Origin of the sequence: Chitinophaga sp. ARDCPP14, assembly GCF_051362515.1 — a bacterium.
GTDB lineage: Bacteria > Bacteroidota > Bacteroidia > Chitinophagales > Chitinophagaceae > Chitinophaga.
The window spans coordinates 706,595-726,150 of record NZ_JBKIXB010000003.1 but is presented as its reverse complement, the minus strand read 5'-3'; the positions used below and the strand labels follow the sequence as shown (position 1 = coordinate 726,150).

The window sequence follows — 19,556 nt, the reverse complement described above, 5'->3', positions numbered from 1 at the left end:
AGGGCGGTTTTTTTATTAGTTGCAGGACTGACCAGAGACTTCGGTCAGGCTGTCTTTTATCTGGAATTTCACCTGGCTCATGAGTGCCAGTGTCTGGAGGATTTCCGTTGCCGTCATGTTATTAAAAGTGGCGCTGAAGGTACAGGACAATACAGCGGGGTTTACTACCCGGAAATGCAGTCCGTACGCACTTTCCATGTCGTGAAGGATGCTGTGCAGCGGTGTTTGATCGTAATGGAAGCGCCGGTCTTTCCAGGCTCCGATCGTATTAAGTGCTATGCTGCCTTTATGTATCCCTGCCGGATCATTGGGGTGGTAATAAACAACTTCGCCCGGTGTGAGGTAAGCGACCGAATCTGCCGTTCCTGCAACGGTGGCGGCTACACGAACTTTACCGGTGGCCACGGCTACTTCGGATAATTGCTGCCCGGCAGCCGATTTGATATTAAAAGAGGTACCCAGTACGGTAGTTGTAAAAGCAGGTGCGTGGATAATAAACGGGTGACTGGAATCTTTGCTTACTTCAAAGAAGGCTTCGCCATCGAGGTATATTTCCCGGGTTTTACCGGTAAAGGAAGATGGGTAACGCAGTGTGGTTCCGCCATTGAGCCGGATCTGTGTACCATCTGCCAGTGTAATATTACCCTGGCTGCCATTGGGCGTAACCAGCGTTTGGAGCGTTGTATCCGGTGTGCGATCAGTATGGAGGAGACGATAGGCGCCCAGGCATACTATGAGCACAACAGCAGCGGCTGCGCTGATGCGCAGCAGTTGGCGAAGTACAGGCCGGCGTGCGGGAATTGCGGGAGCGTTTCCACCGGTTAACGGGGTCAGGATCCTTTCTTCCATACCAGCAGGTAATGCGCTATCCGGTGCAGACATGAGTTCCTGTAATGGAAACAGCTGCTCTTCCAAACCGGGGAGGAGGGCGTTGTCTTGAATATATTGCTGTAAAGCAGCCTTCTCTTCCGGGTTGGCCTCGTTGGCCAGGACTTTATGCGCGAGGTGTTTTGCTTGTTGTAAATTCACGTTGACAATACTTTATACCAACAAGTACAAAATTTTGTTCCGCTACCCGTATGCCGCAGTGTTACCAAATTATGAACAAAAGGCAGAGGACATACGGATCGTTCATTTTATCTCTTAATAAGTGGAGCGTGGCCGAAACATGTTTTTCAACGGTGCGGGGAGAAATACCCATTTCTGTGGCAATTTCCTGGTATGACAATCCCTTTTCACGGCTGAGGATAAAGGCTTTGCGGCGTTGCGGGGGAAGGGTGGAAAGGGCTTCGTAATAGGTAGCTTTTGTTTCTTTGTAACGGATAGCTTCCTCCACATGTTCATATGACAGTGGCAGCGTATCTTCCGGAAGGGTAGTGGTAGCAGTGGCCACAGCCAGTTTGAGGTGATTGTACAGCTGGTTCCGCGCGCTTACAAATAAATAGGCGGTGATATTTTTTTCCTGTTGCAGGCGATCCCTTTTACTCCACAGGCTGGCAAATACTTCCTGCAAAAGATCTTCGGCGATCTCTTCCCGTTTTACATATTTTTTAAAATAGAAGAAAATCTTCGCCCCGTGCTTACGGAACAGGTCTGTGAACATTTGCTGTTCATCACCCGCATTGGGGTACGCGATATATAAAGTAGTGGAAGGCAAAATAAATAATGCACAAAATAGCTACTCATTGTTACCGGAAGGTTAAGCTTCTTTATTCATCATGCGGTTCCAGTATAAACAGCTGCTCCACCGTAGTACCAAAGATGCGTGCTATTTTCAATGCCAGTAAGGTAGATGGAATAAACTTACCCAGTTCTATGGCGTTAATAGTTTGCCTCGACACTTTTGCTTTCTCCGCCAGTTCTGCCTGCGTGATATTTTGTTTGGCCCGCTGCACTTTAATTGTGTTTTTCATATCGCCTTACTTGCTGTAGCTGCCAGTGAAAAGCAACCTGATGTAGAATATCAGGATACCCAGGGTGAGTACCAGCATGATAAAGTAGCGGGGAGTAGACAGCTGGAAGGTGAGTACACCTTTGCTGTGAAGATAGGTTGTTGCCACTTCAATGATGTATCCCAATGCAAAGCTGATCATGAGCGCATTGGCACGGAGGCTTTGCGCCCTTTCATCTTCTGTTTTTTCGCGGGTGAAAAAGATCAGGAATAACCCGGTGATGAGCGGCAGTTCAGAACCGGTTTGCGCATGGTTCATCCAGAAAAAAGGGATGCCTGCGAGTACCAGTGCGATGCCGAAATATTTCGTGGCTGTGAACATAGGGAGACTTGTTTTTCTGATATAAATGTAAAGTATACTTTACATAAAGACAAATTTAATTAACGGATGGAGGAGGGGCTTCATCACCGACAGAAAAACCTTATTTTTATAGGATACCTTGTAAAATGAACCTATCTACCATCGTCAAAATTCCGCTGTTTATCCTGCTCCTGGTTAGCATCAAAGCCAGGTCGCAGCATATTTCCACAATAAAAGATTCCCTTTTTTCAGCCACGTTGAAAGAAATGCGTCCGCTGAATGTCGTGCTTCCGAAAAATTACGATCCCGCTGCTTCCGGTGAATACGAGGTAATATATTGCCTGGGCGATATCCCGGACTTTTTGAACGTGGAATGGAGCCTTTTGCAATGGGAAGGCTTTATTCCTAAGAACACGATCCTGGTGGGTATCCCGGACTTTGAACAACATGGCGTGAATATGCGGGAAAGGGATCTTGCACCCACAAAAACGTCTGCGAATTCAGGGGAGGCCGGCCGGTTCCTGTTGTTTTTCCGGAATGAGCTGATGCCCTATATCGGCAAGCGGTATCACGCAAAACCAGGCGGACATACCTTGTATGGCGGTTCAATGGGCGGACTGTTTGTAATGTATACGTTTTTAACTGCACCTGATCTGTTTACTTCCTTTGTAGCCATTGATCCGAGTTTGTGGTGGGATCATTTTTATTTACATCAACTGGCAGCGGAAAAATTTGCCCGGCGCGACACCATGAATAATACGCTTTTTATGGCAGGCCGCGAAGGCGCTGCCTATCAATTCATGGGCGTGGCGGGCATGGATTCCATTCTCAAAGCAAACGCTCCTCCCGGCCTCGATTGGAAATGTGTGCAGTATAGCAATGAAACGCATTATTCCACAAACTTCAAAGGCTTTTGGGAGGGACTGAAATTTTCCTATGGTGGTTTCTACGCCTCTGCAGGAGGTTACCCTACATCCCGGAAAATTGCCATCAAGCCGGATAATGGGATCGTATTGCGCAACAAGCCGTTTAAATTAATATGCTATAACCTGGTGGCAGATGCATATCTCCGTTATACTACTGATGGTACCACACCCGGTATTTATTCTCCCCGGATAACAGGCGAAGAAACCGCCATTACCATCAACAGGGATTCAAAAGTGACCGTTAAATCTTTAGGCAAACGAAGGGAGTACGACAAATCAGCAAATGGTTTTTTTCAGGTGGAAGAAGTGTTCCCTGCGATGATGATGCCGGCAGGAGCCCTGCCGGGCGGACTAAGGTATAAATATTATGAAGGCAACTGGGATACCATACATGATTTCAGAAAGTTGACGCCGGTAGAAACAGGTATTGCCGGAAAAGATTTTAATCTTAATAAAGTTTCAAAAAAGAATAATTACGCATTGGTACAGGAAGGATATATTAAAATCAGTGAGCCGGGGTATTATATTTTTGAGATGGGAACCGGTAATGACCATACCAGGTTGTATTTAAATAACCGGCTGATTCTTGGCGGGCATTTCAAAACAGGAGAAGGCGAGAGCTTTATGGTACCCCTGGAGAAAGGGTTTTATCCATTGCGGATTAATTTTTTTCATAAAAAGAATGAAGTAGATCTTCAGCCCATTTATATTAAAACAGAAGGACAGGAAGATGTCCCCCTTCCCACAGATATGCTTTTCAGCGGGAAGTAAATATTACCAGGCAAGATAGAAAGAAATATTACCTACTTCGTGATGTGATATTCCATTGATCACCGGCGACATGGTTTTCTGGGTGAGAGAGAAGCCCGCCTTTCCAAATACGGCTACCAGTCCGCAGTCTATCCCGGCTAACAGTTTATTATTCGCATAGGTAGGGCGGTTACCCGGAAGCGGCGGCTGGCCCGGGTTTTCTACGGGCGCTACGCCTTTCACGAGCGCGTTGGTGAACATCAGCTCCACACCGGGCCGGATGATAGCATAGAGCTGCCAGTGCTTGGTGTTGGCGTATTGGGTGATATACCCGTTATAGTAAGGAAGCATTTTGCCGATCCTGATCAGGGAGTAGGCAGCGAAACCATTCAGCATGGTACCGGCGTATAGCTGACCGCCTGCTGTTACCTCGGCTATTTTTTTATAGGCAGCTACCTGTTTCTCTGCCGTGAGATTGAGATTCAGGAGCACTTTGTTACCGATCTGGTTACGCCATCCCCGTGGCCTGGTAAAGCCGAGAATGCGATGGGCGATGGTTTGGGTTTCTTTTGCCAATGCCCAGGGACCCATTACACCGGCAAACCATTCCGTTTGCAGGTTGAATTTGCGGACCGGGTTAGTGGAGTGGATAGTATGCGTAATAAACAATCCGCCGGCATAGGCAAAGTCGCCCGGCACCGGCACCACCTTCCGGAGGTCTCTGGGCGTAAACATCACCTGCATAAATCCCCAGCCATATGTATTGATGCTTTCTTTGCCAGCTTTGGGCATCCACCGGTCGGGAAAGGAGCGTGGAGGCTGCGGCCTGGTATAAAACAAATCGAACCGCGTACCATTGGTATATGCCTGGTCCGTTCCATTACCATTGAGGTTAATGAAGTCATTGTCTTCGTAAAAGCGGAACAACCGCGTATTTTCAGTGGAAGCCTGTGCTCTCAGATCATTCCAGGGTGTGCCTATTATGCCGCAGTAAATTAATACTGTTAGAATCGTCTTTTTCATCTAGCGCCTGACATCTTTGCGAAAATCGTACAATGAAGATAAATAAAGATGGTCGATCTGCCGGCATAATTAAATGATCATTTGACTATTCTGCTTTTAAGCTTTTCACCGGATTGGCAAGCGCTGCTTTTACCGATTGGAAACTAACCGTTACCAGTGCAACGAACATGGCAATGATGCCGGCCAGCACAAATATCCACCAGGAAATAGGAGCGCTGTAGGCAAAGCCCTGCAGCCACTTGTGCATGGCATACCAGGCAATGGGAGCGGCCAGCACGGCGGCAATGAAAACATACCGGAGGAAGTCCCTGCTCAGCAGTGCTGCAATATTCGCCACACTGGCGCCCAGCACCTTGCGGATACCGATTTCTTTGGTGCGCTGGCGGGCAGTAAAGGCGGCGAGGCCAAATAAACCAAGACAGGAAATAACGATGGCAATGGTCATACCGGTGTTCATCAGTTGTTCCATCTGCCGTTCCCGTTCGTAAAATTTGCGGATGGTATCGTCAAAGAAATGGTAATCGAATTTCTCGTTGGGATATACAGAGGCATATGCTTTCTGTATATCAGCAATGGTGTGTTGCAGTTGTGCGCCGGTATAACCGGCCAGCGACAACTTCACATTTACAAACCGGCAGATATCCAGGGAAGAAGTGACGAAAACAGGCTTGATCTGGTCACGGAGTGCAACGGTATGAAAATCGGCCAGTACGCCAACAACGGGTATGATTTTCGGGGATGGCCCGTCCCTCATGCCAGGCTCTACAAATTTACCAACCGCATCTGCCGGGTTTTTAAATCCTAATGCTTTGGCGCAGGTTTCATTGATCAGCACTTCCTTCATGGTATCTGAAGGCTGCAGGTTCCTGCCGGCTACCAGCTTCAGCTGGTAAAGGGGCAAGTAGTTTTCATCGCCGAATTCCAGGTGACAATTTGCCTGCAGCTCGGTTTTGCCCGTGTATTTAAGATCGGTGCCCCAATGGCCTTTGTCGGCAGGAGGGCCCTGGCTTAAGCTCACCATTTCCACCTGCGGCAGTAACCGGATCTTCTCCGCCAATACCCGTGGAAGGGTTTTGGCATATGCGCGGTTGGTGTTAAAGGTGATGATCGCATCTTTCGTAAATCCAAGATCCTTGTTCAGCATATACCTGATCTGGTTATTCACCACCAGTGAACCAATAATAAATACCAGGGAGATGGTAAACTGGAAAACTACCAGGCCTATACGAAGATATCCCCGTTGGTTTCCCTTTACCCCGGTGCTTCCTTTGAGACTTTGCACCGGCTTGAACGACGACAATATTTTTGCGGGATAGAACCCGGATAGCAGCGTGGTGAACAGTGTAATCAGCAACAGGAACACAACGGTAGGCCAGCTGAATAAATACAGCGATACACCATCAGGCATAAACGAACTGAAAATATCCAGTAAAGGTTTTACTGCTAAAAGCGACAGCAGTACAGCAGCTACCGTAAGGAGGAATGTTTCCGTAAGGAAATAAACCACCAGGCTTCGTTTGTTGCTGCCCAGTACTTTCCTGATCCCTATTTCCTTGGACCGCTCCACTGATTGGGCGGTAGACAGATTGATGAAGTTGATGGCGGCAATGATCAGTATAAATAATGCAATGGCCATGAGTCCGTACATCGTAGGCAGATGTGCCTTGTGCCCGAATTCATCCGTATAGTCGCCGTTGAAATGGATATCTGCCAACGGCTGCAGCCGGAAGGCTTTGCTTTCTCCTGTTTCGGCTAATACCCGTTCGCTGGCGAAGGCGGCCAGCTGCCTGTTCAGCAGTGCTGTATCAGCGCCGGGGTTTAGTTTTACATAAGCCTGTGTGCCACCGAACATGCCCCATTGACCAAACCCAAATTCATTTTCGAACGGACTGTTCTTTACCGAAGCAAAGGAAATAAAATCGTTGAAGAGGAAATCACTGTTCCGTGGCAGGTCTTTCACAATACCCGCTACTGTTAAAGGGATAGAATCGTTGTAGTGAACAGTTTTCCCCATGTATTTTTCAACAGGCAGCTCGCCGAAGTATTTAGCTGCTTTGCTGGCGGTTAATACTACCTTAAAGGGTTCCTGTAAAGCGGTGGCAGGATTGCCGGCCAGCCAGGTATATTGAAATATGCTGAAGTATTCAGGAGAAGCAATCAACACGTCGGGCTTGCCGCCGTTTTCAAATTTCTTCACCACGCCGTTGCTTCCATAAACAGCTACCTTGGGGTAAATGGGATGAATAGCCGCGAGCGTTTCAACGCCTGTAAATTTGTTGGTTAAAGCCTCCGGGGCTGAATCCGGCACACGCGACATTTTACGGGCGCCGCGTTCAGGGGAATTGAGCTGCGATACAATCCGGTAAATATTTTCTTTGCCGGGGTGAAAGTTTTCATAACTCAGTTCAAAGTGAACACTGAGAAATATCACCAGGCAGGCGCTGATGCCAAGCCCAAGGCCAATTACGTTGATGGCAGCATATACCTTGTTGCGGAGCATGTTTCTCCAGGCTATTTTTATGTAACTTTTAAACATAACAGGAAGTGTGGGATTGACAGTCAAAGCGTGAAAAATATGCCAATCATCAGGAGTATTGATATTGATAACGTTATGATCCTTGTTATCATGTAAAATGTCCGCTTGCGTAACCGGCGTGTCCGGAAACGAACATCGATGAGGAAGGAAACATTTTAAGCAGTTGAACGTTAATGATTATCATGACAACCGTAGCACTCAGGAGTTCCGAAGGCAGATGGGTAATGGTAACCACGATTCTCGCTTCTGCCATGGCTTTTATAGATGGTACTGCATTGAATGTAGTGTTGCCTGCGCTGCAACACAATCTGAATGCCTCCGCGGCAGAGCTGTTCTGGGTATTAAACGCCTATATGCTCATGCTGGCTTCTCTCATATTGATAGGCGGCACGTTGGGCGACCGGCTTGGCCGCAAGAAAGTTTTTATGGCCGGCATCTTTATTTTTATCTTGGGATCTGCCGCGTGCGGGTTTGCCGGTACTGCCACGCTGCTCATCATTTTCCGGATGATACAGGGTATTGGCGGTGCATTGATGATTCCCGGAAGCCTGTCCCTGATCACTTCTTCCATTAATGAAAATGAAAGGGGGAAAGCTATTGGAACCTGGTCGGCCATCACCACGCTGGTGACTATGGGCGGACCTATACTCGGTGGCGCCCTGGCAGATGCAGGGTTGTGGCGGTATATCTTTTTCATCAATGTGCCTATTGGCGTGGCGGCCCTGGTATTCCTGGCATTGAAGGTAAGCGAGAGCAGGGAAACGGAAGGGGATCAGCGGCTCGATTATCCCGGCGCGGTGCTTACGGCGGCAGGACCGGCACTGCTCACTTTTGGGTTCCTGCGGATGCCGGTGCTGGGTTTTCGTCACGCGGAAGTATATGGCACTATTGCAGGTGGCGTCATATTGCTGATTGTTTTTATCGTGGTGGAAAACAAAAGCCCTCATCCTATGCTACCGGTTCAGCTGTTTAAGAATTTAACCTTTACCGGTACCAACCTGCTTACGTTCTTTTTGTATGCGGGTCTTGGTGCGGGTATGTTGTTCCTTTCGCTGAACATGGTGCAGGTGCAGGGGTACAGCCAACTCCAGTCGGGGCTCACCTTTTTGCCCTTTACTGTATTAATGATCATTATTGCACGTTTCGCGGGGAGCCTGGCCGATAAATACGGTCCCCGTTTATTCCTGGTGGCTGGTCCATGTATTGCCGGCGGTGGGTTACTCTTGTTGTCTTTTGTAAAACAAACACAGGGAGCGGCCGATTACTGGACTACTTTTTTTCCGGGCATTGTGGGATTAGGTCTTGGCATGTCTATCACAGTGGCGCCGTTAACCGCTGCGGTAATGGGATCGGTGAGCGATCATTTATCCGGCACTGCCTCTGGTGTAAACAATGCCGTTACCCGTATTGCCGGTGTTTTTGCCAATGCTATTTTTGGTGCGCTGGCCGTATTGTTTTTTTCGGGAGCGGTGCAGCGGGAAATCCATGCGTTGCCACTAAGTGGTGCGCACCAGCAGGCGGTGATCGCGCAAACGGTGAACCTGGGTAATGCATCCGTGCCTGCGGATATTGATCCTGCGCATCAGCAGGCCATCCGTAAAGTTTATAAAGATGGTTTTATTGCTGCTTATGGAACTATTATGCGGTTGTCGGCAGGGCTGGGCTTTATGGGCGGATTGATGGGCTTTCTTTTTATCCGTAAACGGCCGGCGGCGGCGTCTCCGGCAAAGCAATAGAAATACCGGTTTACAGGTATTGTTTCCGGCCGCCGCTTTTCTATATTTGTATAATAACCACTCCTGATGCAAAAATTCCCTTTCCTGACCCTGAAGCAATCGTTACTCCTACTGCGTATATCTGTGGCCGTTATATTCCTGGCACATGCAATTGTGCGGATCTGTAATGGTACCATTCCCCGTTTTGGTGAGTTCATGGAAAGTAAGGGGCTGCCTGTTGGTGTAGCATGGGTATGGGCTATTACGGCCTATGAAATTGCGGGCGGACTGTTGCTGCTGCTGGGCAGGTATACACGATTGCTCGCAGCGGGTTTTATCGTGCTGTTGCTGGTGGGAATTGTATTGATACATGCTTCCCTGGGATGGTTTGTAGGGGAGCACGGCACGGGAGGATGCGAATATAGTTTTATACTTATTGTAGCTTTGCTGGTAATTGCCGCAGAGAAGCGGCCGGAGGGGGATGTTTAATCTCATCCAAAAACAATCCGGTGCACCGACCAGCGCCAGGTTTCCAATATCGCTTCATTATCCAGTTTACACAGGTCTTTCAGGATCGTAACAGATTCTATTCCGAAAAATATACTCAACGCATTTACCATGTGCCTGAAGGCCATGGGATCCATTGTTTTCCGCAATGGTTTGAGCGCTTCTTCTATCAGTACAATACGCCGGCCGGCCCTGGAATAACCACTTTTGGGATGAATGGATTCTGATATCACAGAGCTGAGGAATAACCTGAATTCTGTTTCATTTTTTGTAAAGAGTTCGAAGTGGTAATCGATCAGTTTATTCACCCGCGCTTCCAGATCTTTTTCAGGGATGTTGGCAAAGAGGTCGTCGCTTGTTTGGGCTTTCAGCTGTAAGGAGGCTTCTCTTCTTAATACTTCTGTTCCGGTGAAATAGCGGTAGGCCGTAGCTTTGGAGATACCGGCTTCTTTTGCTACCAGTTCCACGCTGATGTCTTTCCCTTGTAACAGGAGTGTGTTGGCCACTGCTATCAGGGCTTCCCGTGTTTTTAATTTTTGCGCAATCCTGCCTCCGTCCAATGATAATTTGCCCATGCGTAGTTTTAAAATTTGATTTCAGCTATAAAGGTACTACTTTCGTGAGACTAAATTCTCATTAATTATGAAGCAGCACCTAAAGGTAAGGGGAATCAATATAGTATACGATGATTACGGCAGCGGGGAAACGATCGTGTTTATCCACGGGCAGCCATTTAACCGCAGCATGTGGGATCAGCAGATCGGCGTATTCAAAACCGGCTATCGCCTGATTGTGCCTGATCTCAGGGGATATGGGGAGAGTGATATGCCTTCCGGGATGACGTTGCTGGATGAACTGGCGCTGGATATCATTCATTTGCTGGAGGCGCTGCAAATAAGGAAGGCCACGTTTGTGGGGCTATCGATGGGTGGACAGGTGCTTTTTGAATTGTACCGGTTAGCGCCGCATTTGTGCCATGCCCTGGTGCTGGCAGATACAGATGCAAAGGCCGAGAGTGCGCAAAGTTACCAGGCGCGGTTGCAGTTATCACAGGATCTGTTGGCGAAAGGAATGCAGTTTTATACAGATCAGCACCTGCATCAATTCCTCGGTAAAGCAACGATGGCAGGAAAGCCGCCTGTGGTAGCACATTTGCGCGATATGATGGTGAACACAAACCCGTTGGGCGCCTCCCTGGTGCAGCGGGGCAGGGCAGAGCGAAGGGACCATACCGTGATGTTGCCAGATATCCATTGCCCGGTATTAATTGTAGTGGGAGAAGAAGATGGGTTTACTCCCGTGGAGGTGGCGAAAGGAATGCAGGCGCGTATCAAAAATGCGCAACTCGTTGTAATAAAGGACGCTTCGCATATGCCCAATATGGAACAACCAGAGATTTTCAATCATCACCTGGAATTATTTTTACAGGGTATTCAATAGATCCGTTGTTCTTCTCACAAAAAGAAAAAAGTTTTTAATTTATTTTATTATCTTTAGGGGGAAGCTATCCAACTCTACGGATGCTTCGCTGCGGCTATACCGTTTCCCGCCTTTATTCATTCCATGAAATTTATTGAATCACAAACCAGTTCATTAACATCTGATTGCTATGAAAAAAAAGGGATTTTTAATCGACATGGATGGCGTAATCTACAAAGGCAGCGAACCTATTCCCGGTGCAGTAGAATTTATTAATGGTCTCAGAGATAAAGGCCTTCCTTTCCTGTTCCTCACCAACAATAGCCAAAGAACCAGCAGGGATGTATGTTACAAGCTGAATAAGATGGGCTTTAAGGTAAATGACACAGATATTTTTACCTGTGCCATGGCTACCGCAAGATACCTGGCTTCTAAAAAAGAAAACGGTACTGCGTATGTAATCGGTGAAGGCGGGTTACTGACGGAACTTTACAATGCCGGTTATTCTATTGTAGATGATCAGCCTGATTATGTGATTATAGGAGAAGGCAGAACGATCATGCTGGAATCCGTTGATAAAGCGATCAACATGATCATGAAGGGCGCCAAATTAATCGCCACTAATCTTGATCCTAACTGCCCCATGGGCGATGGTAAATACCGCGCAGGTTGCGGCGCACTGGTAGCTATGCTGGAATTTGCCAGCGGCATCAAAGCCTTTAGTGTGGGGAAACCCAGCCCCGTGATGATGCGCATGGCGCGCAAAGCACTACAGCTCACTACGGATGAAACGGTGATGATAGGCGATACCATGGGAACAGATATCCTGGGTGCGGGTTCTATGGGCTTTACTACCGTACTCACCTTATCAGGCGTAACACATGAAGACGACCTCGCGCATTTTGGTTATTCGCCTGATTTTATTATTAAATCCGTAAAGGATTTACTGAATGAAGAGTTGTTTATGAAAGTAATGGGAGAACCGGCGTTCGCGGAAGCGGAGTACTAAATAATTACAGGGGCGCTTGAATGGCGCCCCTGCTTTTTTATTTTGTAGGTTGATACTGCTTCAGCCAGGTGATCAGCGCTTCCGGATGATCCGTTTGCACGCCCTGTATTCCTTTGCCCATAGCTGCCTGCCAGCTGGCAGGGCCTTCATCGGGCGACTGTACATCCAGCCACACCGCGGTGTTGTATTTGCCGGTAACCGCCAGCATCGCAGGGTCGGTGATATTATCCAGTACGGCTATACGAATTTTTTTCAGGAAGGCTTCCAGCTGTTCCGGTGTTTTTATTTCTTCAGGTAAACTGGCCATCAGCGGTACTTCCGGCGCAGTTTCCCTCCACGCTTTGTATTGTTTTTTTTCATTGAGATATACTACCACCTGTTTTTCCATGCCGGCGGCTTGCAGTTGTCTCCAGGTTTCGGGAACATCGGCGGCTTTAAAGTCGAGGTAGATGTTCAGTTTGCCCTTACATGCCTGTAATGCTTCTGCGAAAGTAGGCACCCGGTATACTTTTCCATCGGCACTGCGTACCTGCAGTTTTTGGATCTCCGCCAGCGTAAGGTCCGTTACATTGCCGGTGCCATTCGTCATTTTATCCACGGTGGGGTTGTGCAGGAGGATCAACTGCCCGTCTTTGGTGGTGCGGAGATCCAGCTCGGCGTAGTCGGCCCCGCAGCGGATCGTTTCTTCGATGGCTGCCACGGTATTTTCCGGCACGCTCACATGGTTGCCGCGATGCGCTACCACCACAAATTTATTTCGTGTAGCCGGCAGCGTTTGACCAAAGGAGTTAATGGCGAGGCAGCAGGCAGCTGCCAGTAATATCATTGATTTCATCAAAGAATGGCTTTAGTATCGGTAACGAATACACGTGTACTAACGGTGTAGGTACCGCCGGTGGCATTCTGGTATTTCAGGTCTACGTAAAAGGCGCGGTAGCCATTTGGCGGCAGGGTGGTGGTTACTTTTACTTTCGACTGATGCGCCATCCCCAGGCTCTTGGATTCCCATTTGTCGTTGCGGAAATCCAGGTCTGAAGAGTTGGCCGACCACAGGATTACATCCAGTAAACGATCGGAGGTAGCCTTGGCGGTAAGCTGTACTTTACCGCTGTGCGTGCGGGTAGTCCAGCTGCAATCAGGGTACGGCTGTTTGCTCAGCGTCATTCCGAAGAAGGCGCTGAGTCCCTGGAAGGCCTGCTGTTTATCACCCAGGTTATGACCGGCATTTGGTACATAGTTAATAAGATTTTTACCAGGGATACTGTCTATGTAATTTTTGATATTATCTACTACCCAGTATTCATCATTGGTACCCATGAATATCATTTTGGGAATAGACAGGCTGCTGCGGTAGGAGTAGGGGTCAATCATGGTGTTGATGGCCATGCCTTCGGTGGTATGCGCCGTTTGGGGGATGCCCAGTTTCACGTAGTCTTCTATCTGCACACTATATTCTTTCCAGGTTTTGATCTGGTAATCCAGGCTCACCGGCATATTCAGCACATCAATCACCATTGGTGCAATAGCTACCACGCGTTTGTCGTTGGCGCCGGTAAGCCAGGTAGTCCAGCCGCGTTTGGACGCCCCGGATACTACAAAGCCATTCACTTTGCGGTTCAGTTGTTTATCTGCAAATTCCTGGATTACATCCATAGCCCTTACCGCGCTTTTTACCATCGGGAACAGCAGTGGCCAGTTGTAGTCGCCATCTTTTTTAAACTGGTGAAGGGTGTATGAGATCAGCGCATCTTCTGTTAGTTTACCAAAGAGCGGCTGATTGGGGGTTTGCCGTAATACGGCTGTTACCGCGTGATTCACGGCGGCTACTTTTCCCATTTGCTGGTACAGTTCATCCGTAGGGCCGTTCCAGTTAGGCAAGCCATCTTTTACGGAGCCGCCGGTGATAAACAGCAATGCACCGTCGTATTTAATTTCGTCGGGCACAAAAATAGTGAGCTGGTGCGTCCAGGTGTATTCCCGCCATTTCTGCGAAGTAAGGAGTACGTTATAGCCTTTGCCGTTAGTAACGTTGAAAGAATCCTTCAGTTCCCATTTGAACGAAGTATCTCCGTTGTCCAGGTAGCTTTTCAGCGCGTTGGCAGGTGTTACGGTTTGTTGTGCAAAAGTATTCGCCTGGCTTAGCAGGAGTACAAATGCAGTGGCGGCATTTAAAAAGAGTTGCTTCATATCCAGATAGAATTGTTTTTTATGGGTTGATGAAATATAAGAAATTACCAGGGTTTTCCGGTACCCTGGATGATCCAGGGTTTCGACCACGGACTGTTTTTGGTGCCATTGGCGCCAAAGGACGAGTAAGTGGTTACTTCCAGCCGGCCGGCAGCTGCTTCCATATTTGCTTTATTCAGGTTGCGTTCTTCCAGCATATAGTACAGTCGTACCGGCACTACGGGGCCTTTTGCATAAGGGCCGGCCTGCAATACCGGGTAGCCTGTTCTTTTATAATCCGCCCAGGCTTCGGTGGCGGCGGTCCAGCTGGCGATCCATTTCTGTATGATGATCTGTTCCTGCGTATGATTGAATTTTACGGAAGGCTGCGCGAGATAAGCGGCAGTGCTGCCGGCTACTCCCCAAACATTGAGCGATGCCTGAATGCCGGCGTTGTAATGCGCTTCCGCGTCACCGGCCGCCCATCCTTTTATGGCAGCAGCTTCTGCCAGAATAAAATGAACTTCTGATGCCGAGATAATCCTTGCCTTTAGCAGTGGTCCTTTCGGTTGTTTGTATATGTCGTTGAGCCAGGAAACATGCGGGTTCCTGGATGCCTGGCTGGCATCAGGACTAAGGTTATATACTGCCGGGCCGGAAATGGCCGGGGGAAGCCCCACGTAATTTTCGTCCTGGTTAATATCATTCGCAGTAAGTCCTTTGGAGGCCAGCACGTCGGGTGAAATGTATCTTACCTTCCGCGGTTCTCCTGCTATCACGGTGTCGGTGGCTTTATAAACGTTGCCGGTGCCGGCTGGTTTGGTATCATCTACCAATAAAAAACACTGCACTTTATTGGCCCATACGCCCAACCTGGGATCGTGCCTGGATTGCAGGGCATTCACAAATGTGCTGCACATCTTCAACCTGCGGTAGTTGCTGCTGTCGGTGTCGTAGGCTACATTCATAGGCCAGGAATCCGCATTGCTGTTGCCGGGGAACGACATGGTCGCATCTTCTGCGCCATCAATGCTGAGGATAAGAGGATATTGCGCGGGATCGGCTACCATTTTTTCAATACCGGCTTTTGCGATGGCCGGCAGCTTCTCAGACAGCCGCATATAATACCGTAATGCGAGGGAATTGGCCATTTTACGCCATTTCGCCGGGTCGCCCTGGTAATACACATCCACGGCATCAATAGGGTTGGAATAGGCGCTTTTAGGCTTTGAAAGCAGAGTGTTTGCTTTTTCAAGATCAGCGAGTATCCCGGTGTAAATAGTTTGCTGCGGATCGAATACCGGGAGCGTGGTTTCGGGTGTGCCCTTTTCTCCCTGCAGGGCATAGGTGTAAGGCGCATCGCCCCATAGGTCCGTGATCAGGCCGAAGAGCAGCGACTTCATCACCAGTGCCACGCCCTGGTGCAGTTCACTGTTCAGTTCCACGCCGCGGTTATACACCAGCTGGTTGTTCCGCAGCATATCGTAGTATCCTGTCCAGCTGTTGGACCCGGACCAGTCGTATTCGTTGTGGGTGGTAGTCCAGCCATCTTTTTGCGTGTGCTGCATCACCCCGGCCATATCCTGGTAGCCCAGGAATACCAGCTGAAACCCTGTGGTGGTGAGCACGGTAGACAACACCAGGTTGGGATTAATGGTAGCCGGATTGGCGCCGTTGGGATTTTCGTTCATGCTGATCAGGTCCTTTTTACAGGATGTAACAGATAAACAAAGGAACCCGATACTGAGTATAATAGATTTACGCACTGTTTTCATATATCAGAATTAAAGGAACACTTAAAAGGTGACGTTCAGTTTTGCGCCCACCGGGATAGCCCAGGGAGTAACATTGTATCTTTCAATACCCTGCTTGAACTGCATACCCGAGCCCTGTACAGCGGTAGAAGGCTGATAGGCATTTTCAGGATCAATGCCGATTTTGGCGGCAGTCCACAGGATAATATTCCTGCTGTATACAGAGAAGCTGGCACGTTGCAATTTCGCGGTACTGATCAGTCGCTGCGGCAGCGCATAAGTCAGCGACACTTCTCTCAGCTTCAGGTAAGACGCAGGGAATAAAAACGCCCTTGTAAACGACCAGGCGGTACTGCCGGCATAAGGAAGCGTGAGGGTGCCATCGTTACCAAGATTTTCAAGATAGCCGGTAGGGTTACCGTTGCTGTCGTATCCCTTCGCCCTTACGCCCGGAATAAATACGCCGCCATAAGGCAACACATACGGACCATACGTAAAAGGAAAACTATTGTATTCCGGCGTAGGACCGCCTACCAGCGGGAAGTTATTGCCGGTGGGGATTACCAGCTGATCCTGGTGACTAACCAGGTAATCGCGCAGTTCCTGGCCTTTCATCGTGCCGGGATCCGTGAGCTTGTCGAGGAACAACTGGGAGTTACCATGTTCTTCTCCGTAACGGTAAGTTTGCGATACAAAGTCACCGCCATTCCGCCAGTCGAACGTCATGTTCAGTGTAAAACTTTTATAGGAGATGGACGTCTGAAAACCCATGATAAAATCCGGGTTAAAATTGCCGATCTTATTTTTTGTATTGATGGCATCTATACTTTGCCATTTACCGGTGTTATCTAATATAGGGTAGCCGTAGTATGGGGACGATTTGTCTGTAACTGTTACCAGCTGCGCATCGTAGATGTCGCCGATATCTTCTCCCACATAGGTCCAGGCGCCGCCTTTTCCTTCTTCCCAAAGGGTATAGTAAGGCATATCATCCGGCAGGGAAATGATGCGGGTTCTGTTGCGGGTGAAGTTAAAGTCCACATCCCATCTCCAGTTCCTGGTTTGTACCGGCGTGCCGCCGAGCGTTAATTCAATGCCCCTGCTCCTGAGCAAACCCGCGTTGATGCTGCGGGAAGAGTAGCCCGAAGAAGGAGGTGTTTTAGGGCTGAAGATCTGGTTTTTGTTTTCAACGATATAATAGGTGCCTGAAAAATGCAGGCGGTTCTGAAACAGGTTGATGTCAACACCGCCTTCGTACGACGTAGCGATTTCCGGCTTCAGGAAAGGATTCAGCAGGGTGCCGAACGTGGTGAGCTGCGGAATATTCCCCCAGGCGCCTACACTGCCCAAAGTAGCTACCAGCTGGTAAGGAGAAGCGTCGTTACCTACCTGCGCTGCACCGCCTCTTAATTTGATCATATTGATATTGGTGGAGGTGATGTGCGCCATTTCATTCAGGAGCACACTCAGTGAGGCCGACGGATAAAAGTAGGAAGCGGCATCAGGGAGGGTGCTGGACCAATCGGTACGGCCGGTTACATCCAGGTACGCCATTCCTTTGTATCCTATGTTCAGCATACCATAAAGACTGTTCACACCTTTTTCAAAGGTGCTACTGTAGAAGTTGAGGTTGGCAGGAGAAATATTCTGAATGGTATATACGCCGGGCGTATTAAGACCGGTACCGTCTTTCGTAGAGGTGGTAACGTTGCTGCCTGTCTGGTAGCGCATATTACCACCGGCAGAAACGGAAACATCGAAATGATGAATGGCTTTTTTATAGGTAAGCAATACATCCATGTTCCGCTCGTAGTTATCGAGGTTGATGATGCCGTAGGCGCCACCGGGATTATTCAGGTAGCTGTTGGAAATTTTGGTTTCTCTTTTTTCGCCGTAGGTATCCAGTGCATACCGCGCCATAAAAGTAAGGGACGGCAGTATTTTCCAGTCGGCCCGGATATTACCAAACAACCGGTCTCTCACAAATCCGTTCTTTACTTCATACGCGAGGAAGTAAGGATTATTGAACACGCCGTTATATTGGGTGCGTTGTTGTAATCCTTCCTGTCCGGGCATCCAGTAGTCTGCCAGGTCGCGTATATCAATGTGCGGGGAAACGCTGTATACCGCCTGTAGCGGGTTGGCGCCACGGTCGCCGGCTGCGCGGTTGTTGGAGTTGTTGCGGCTGAAATCAATGTTGGTACTTAAGCTCAGCTTTGAGTTCACCTGCAGGCCGGAGTTCAGGCTCAGCGTATTTTTATAGAGATCGGTATTAGGGATAATTCCTTTGTTCGACATGTTCGCATACGAAATGCGATAGGAGATCTTATCGTTGTTGTTGGCAACAGAAGCACCGGCAATGGTAGTGATGCCGGTGTTGACGAAATTCTTCACGTTATCTTTGTGCGACACCAGCGGCATGGGTATTTTTTTGCCGTTTGCATCGAGAGGACTGTTCCACTGCACTTCTTCATAACCCATATCCAGTTCGGCGCCGAAGGTGCCATCCACATTTTCCTGGATGATAGTGCCGAAGGGATTGGTGAGCAGGTTGCCGCTGCGGGAAAAAGGAATGCCTGCCAATTGACCGGAGCCGAATTTCGTTTGCCAGTTCAGGTATTTATAGGGAATATCGAATACGGAGTTTACATATGCATCAACGGTTACCTTATTAACTTTTCTGCCTGTTTTGGTAGTGATGAGCACTACGCCGTTGGCCGCGCGGGAGCCATACAATGCGGCGGCGCTGGGGCCTTTCAGGATGGTAACGCTTTCAATATTATCGGGGTTGATATCGGAAATGGCATTGCCATAATCCACCATGTTATCTTTACCAATCTGGCTGATGTTGTTCACCGTGTTGGCTACGGGTACGCCGTCTACTACAAACAGCGGCTGGTTATCGCTGCTGAGGGAGGTAGCGCCGCGTATGATCATGCTTACAGACGACCCGGTGGTGCCGGTGGAGTTGATGGTAACGCCGGCCACTTTTCCCGACATGGAGTTGAGCAGGTTTTCCTGTGTTACGCGGTTAAATTCCTTGCCGCCCAGTTCTTCCACAGAATACCCGAGGGCTTTCTTTTCTCTTTTAATGCCCAGTGCCGTTACCAGCACCTGGCTTAACTCTTCTACTTTTTTTTTCAGGACCACCGATAAAGACAATTTGCTGGAATCGTTGATCATATATCCGCGCAGTGTATCGGTGGTATAACCCATTTGTGATAACACGAAATGATAAGGGCCGCCAGCAGGCAGTTTTGCAAATGTAAAGATGCCTTTTTCATTGGTGACGGTGGTGGCTAATACTTTATGGTCTGCATTCTCCATTTTCACCATTACACCGGGCAGGCTTTCATTGCTTTCATTTTTGATCAGGCCGATAGCGGCAGGGCGCGGGTTTTGCGCCAGCGCGTTTCCGGCCATCAGTTGCCAGAGCAACAGCAACAGCCAGATGATGGTGGTGGGGCGTGATTGTTTGATTTTTACACACATAATATTG

16 protein-coding genes are annotated in these 19,556 nt (G+C 48.7%); 5 read left to right on the top strand and 11 right to left on the bottom strand.

Annotated features, from left to right (window positions below):
* Positions 1 to 15: 15 nt before the first annotated feature.
* The 4 genes from ACLHR0_RS12075 to ACLHR0_RS12060 all read right to left on the bottom strand — a co-directional run bounded on the left by ACLHR0_RS12075 (position 16) and on the right by ACLHR0_RS12060 (position 2,273).
* Positions 16 to 1,029, bottom strand: coding sequence for a FecR family protein (locus tag ACLHR0_RS12075; protein ID WP_436486834.1), 1,014 nt, complete (start codon positions 1,027 to 1,029; stop codon positions 16 to 18).
* A 61-nt stretch (positions 1,030 to 1,090) separates the two neighbouring features.
* Complete coding sequence (locus ACLHR0_RS12070) at positions 1,091 to 1,657, bottom strand: RNA polymerase sigma-70 factor (RefSeq protein WP_436486832.1); 567 nt, start codon at positions 1,655 to 1,657, stop codon at positions 1,091 to 1,093.
* Between the two features lie 52 nt (positions 1,658 to 1,709).
* Complete coding sequence (locus tag ACLHR0_RS12065) at positions 1,710 to 1,913, bottom strand: helix-turn-helix transcriptional regulator (protein ID WP_436486831.1); 204 nt, start codon at positions 1,911 to 1,913, stop codon at positions 1,710 to 1,712.
* Positions 1,914 to 1,919: 6 nt separating this feature from the next.
* Positions 1,920 to 2,273 carry a hypothetical protein gene (locus ACLHR0_RS12060; RefSeq protein WP_436486829.1) on the bottom strand — a complete coding sequence of 118 codons (354 nt, stop codon included), beginning with the start codon at positions 2,271 to 2,273 and terminating at the stop codon, positions 1,920 to 1,922.
* Between the two features lie 125 nt (positions 2,274 to 2,398).
* Between ACLHR0_RS12060 and ACLHR0_RS12055 the strand changes: the two genes are divergently transcribed.
* Entirely contained in the window at positions 2,399 to 3,949 is a 1,551-nt protein-coding gene (locus ACLHR0_RS12055; protein WP_436486827.1) for an alpha/beta hydrolase-fold protein, read from the top strand.
* A 3-nt stretch (positions 3,950 to 3,952) separates the two neighbouring features.
* Here ACLHR0_RS12055 and ACLHR0_RS12050 read toward each other — a convergent pair whose 3' ends face one another.
* Both ACLHR0_RS12050 and ACLHR0_RS12045 read right to left on the bottom strand, forming a co-directional pair.
* On the bottom strand, positions 3,953 to 4,951 hold the full coding sequence (locus ACLHR0_RS12050; RefSeq protein WP_436486825.1) for a lipid A-modifier LpxR family protein: 999 nt from the start codon (positions 4,949 to 4,951) through the stop codon (positions 3,953 to 3,955).
* 85 nt (positions 4,952 to 5,036) lie between these two features.
* The gene (locus ACLHR0_RS12045; protein ID WP_436486824.1) at positions 5,037 to 7,487 is read right to left on the bottom strand and encodes an ABC transporter permease; all 2,451 of its coding nucleotides are present in this window, start codon (positions 7,485 to 7,487) and stop codon (positions 5,037 to 5,039) included.
* Positions 7,488 to 7,669: 182 nt separating this feature from the next.
* Between ACLHR0_RS12045 and ACLHR0_RS12040 the strand changes: the two genes are divergently transcribed.
* Together ACLHR0_RS12040 and ACLHR0_RS12035 are read left to right on the top strand one after the other, a co-directional pair.
* Positions 7,670 to 9,223: an MFS transporter gene (locus ACLHR0_RS12040; protein WP_436486822.1), complete on the top strand. Its 1,554-nt coding sequence runs from the start codon at positions 7,670 to 7,672 to the stop codon at positions 9,221 to 9,223.
* Positions 9,224 to 9,289: 66 nt separating this feature from the next.
* The gene (locus ACLHR0_RS12035; RefSeq protein ID WP_436486820.1) at positions 9,290 to 9,691 is read left to right on the top strand and encodes a DoxX family protein; all 402 of its coding nucleotides are present in this window, start codon (positions 9,290 to 9,292) and stop codon (positions 9,689 to 9,691) included.
* Between the two features lie 2 nt (positions 9,692 to 9,693).
* On the opposite strand, the gene ACLHR0_RS12030 is transcribed toward ACLHR0_RS12035, so the two are convergent.
* The gene (locus tag ACLHR0_RS12030) at positions 9,694 to 10,284 is read right to left on the bottom strand and encodes a TetR/AcrR family transcriptional regulator (protein ID WP_436486819.1); all 591 of its coding nucleotides are present in this window, start codon (positions 10,282 to 10,284) and stop codon (positions 9,694 to 9,696) included.
* Positions 10,285 to 10,351: 67 nt separating this feature from the next.
* Here ACLHR0_RS12030 and ACLHR0_RS12025 point away from each other — a divergent pair, with 67 nt between their 5' ends.
* Both ACLHR0_RS12025 and ACLHR0_RS12020 read left to right on the top strand, forming a co-directional pair.
* Positions 10,352 to 11,149: an alpha/beta fold hydrolase gene (locus tag ACLHR0_RS12025; RefSeq protein ID WP_436486818.1), complete on the top strand. Its 798-nt coding sequence runs from the start codon at positions 10,352 to 10,354 to the stop codon at positions 11,147 to 11,149.
* A gap of 169 nt (positions 11,150 to 11,318) precedes the next feature.
* Positions 11,319 to 12,137 carry an HAD-IIA family hydrolase gene (locus ACLHR0_RS12020; protein ID WP_436486816.1) on the top strand — a complete coding sequence of 273 codons (819 nt, stop codon included), beginning with the start codon at positions 11,319 to 11,321 and terminating at the stop codon, positions 12,135 to 12,137.
* Positions 12,138 to 12,174: 37 nt separating this feature from the next.
* Here ACLHR0_RS12020 and ACLHR0_RS12015 read toward each other — a convergent pair whose 3' ends face one another.
* Genes ACLHR0_RS12015 through ACLHR0_RS12000 form a run of 4 tightly spaced genes read right to left on the bottom strand, consistent with a single transcriptional unit; the run spans position 12,175 to position 19,549 of the window.
* Entirely contained in the window at positions 12,175 to 12,972 is a 798-nt protein-coding gene (locus ACLHR0_RS12015; protein ID WP_436486814.1) for a glycerophosphodiester phosphodiesterase family protein, read from the bottom strand.
* Positions 12,972 to 14,324, bottom strand: a complete 1,353-nt coding sequence (locus tag ACLHR0_RS12010) for a PhoPQ-activated pathogenicity-related family protein (protein WP_370910497.1) — start codon at positions 14,322 to 14,324, stop codon at positions 12,972 to 12,974. Before ACLHR0_RS12010 ends, ACLHR0_RS12015 begins: the two co-directional genes overlap by 1 nt.
* A gap of 44 nt (positions 14,325 to 14,368) precedes the next feature.
* Positions 14,369 to 16,078, bottom strand: coding sequence for a SusD/RagB family nutrient-binding outer membrane lipoprotein (locus tag ACLHR0_RS12005; protein WP_436486813.1), 1,710 nt, complete (start codon positions 16,076 to 16,078; stop codon positions 14,369 to 14,371).
* A gap of 21 nt (positions 16,079 to 16,099) precedes the next feature.
* The gene (locus ACLHR0_RS12000) at positions 16,100 to 19,549 is read right to left on the bottom strand and encodes a SusC/RagA family TonB-linked outer membrane protein (protein ID WP_436486812.1); all 3,450 of its coding nucleotides are present in this window, start codon (positions 19,547 to 19,549) and stop codon (positions 16,100 to 16,102) included.
* Between the last annotated feature and the right edge of the window lie 7 nt (positions 19,550 to 19,556).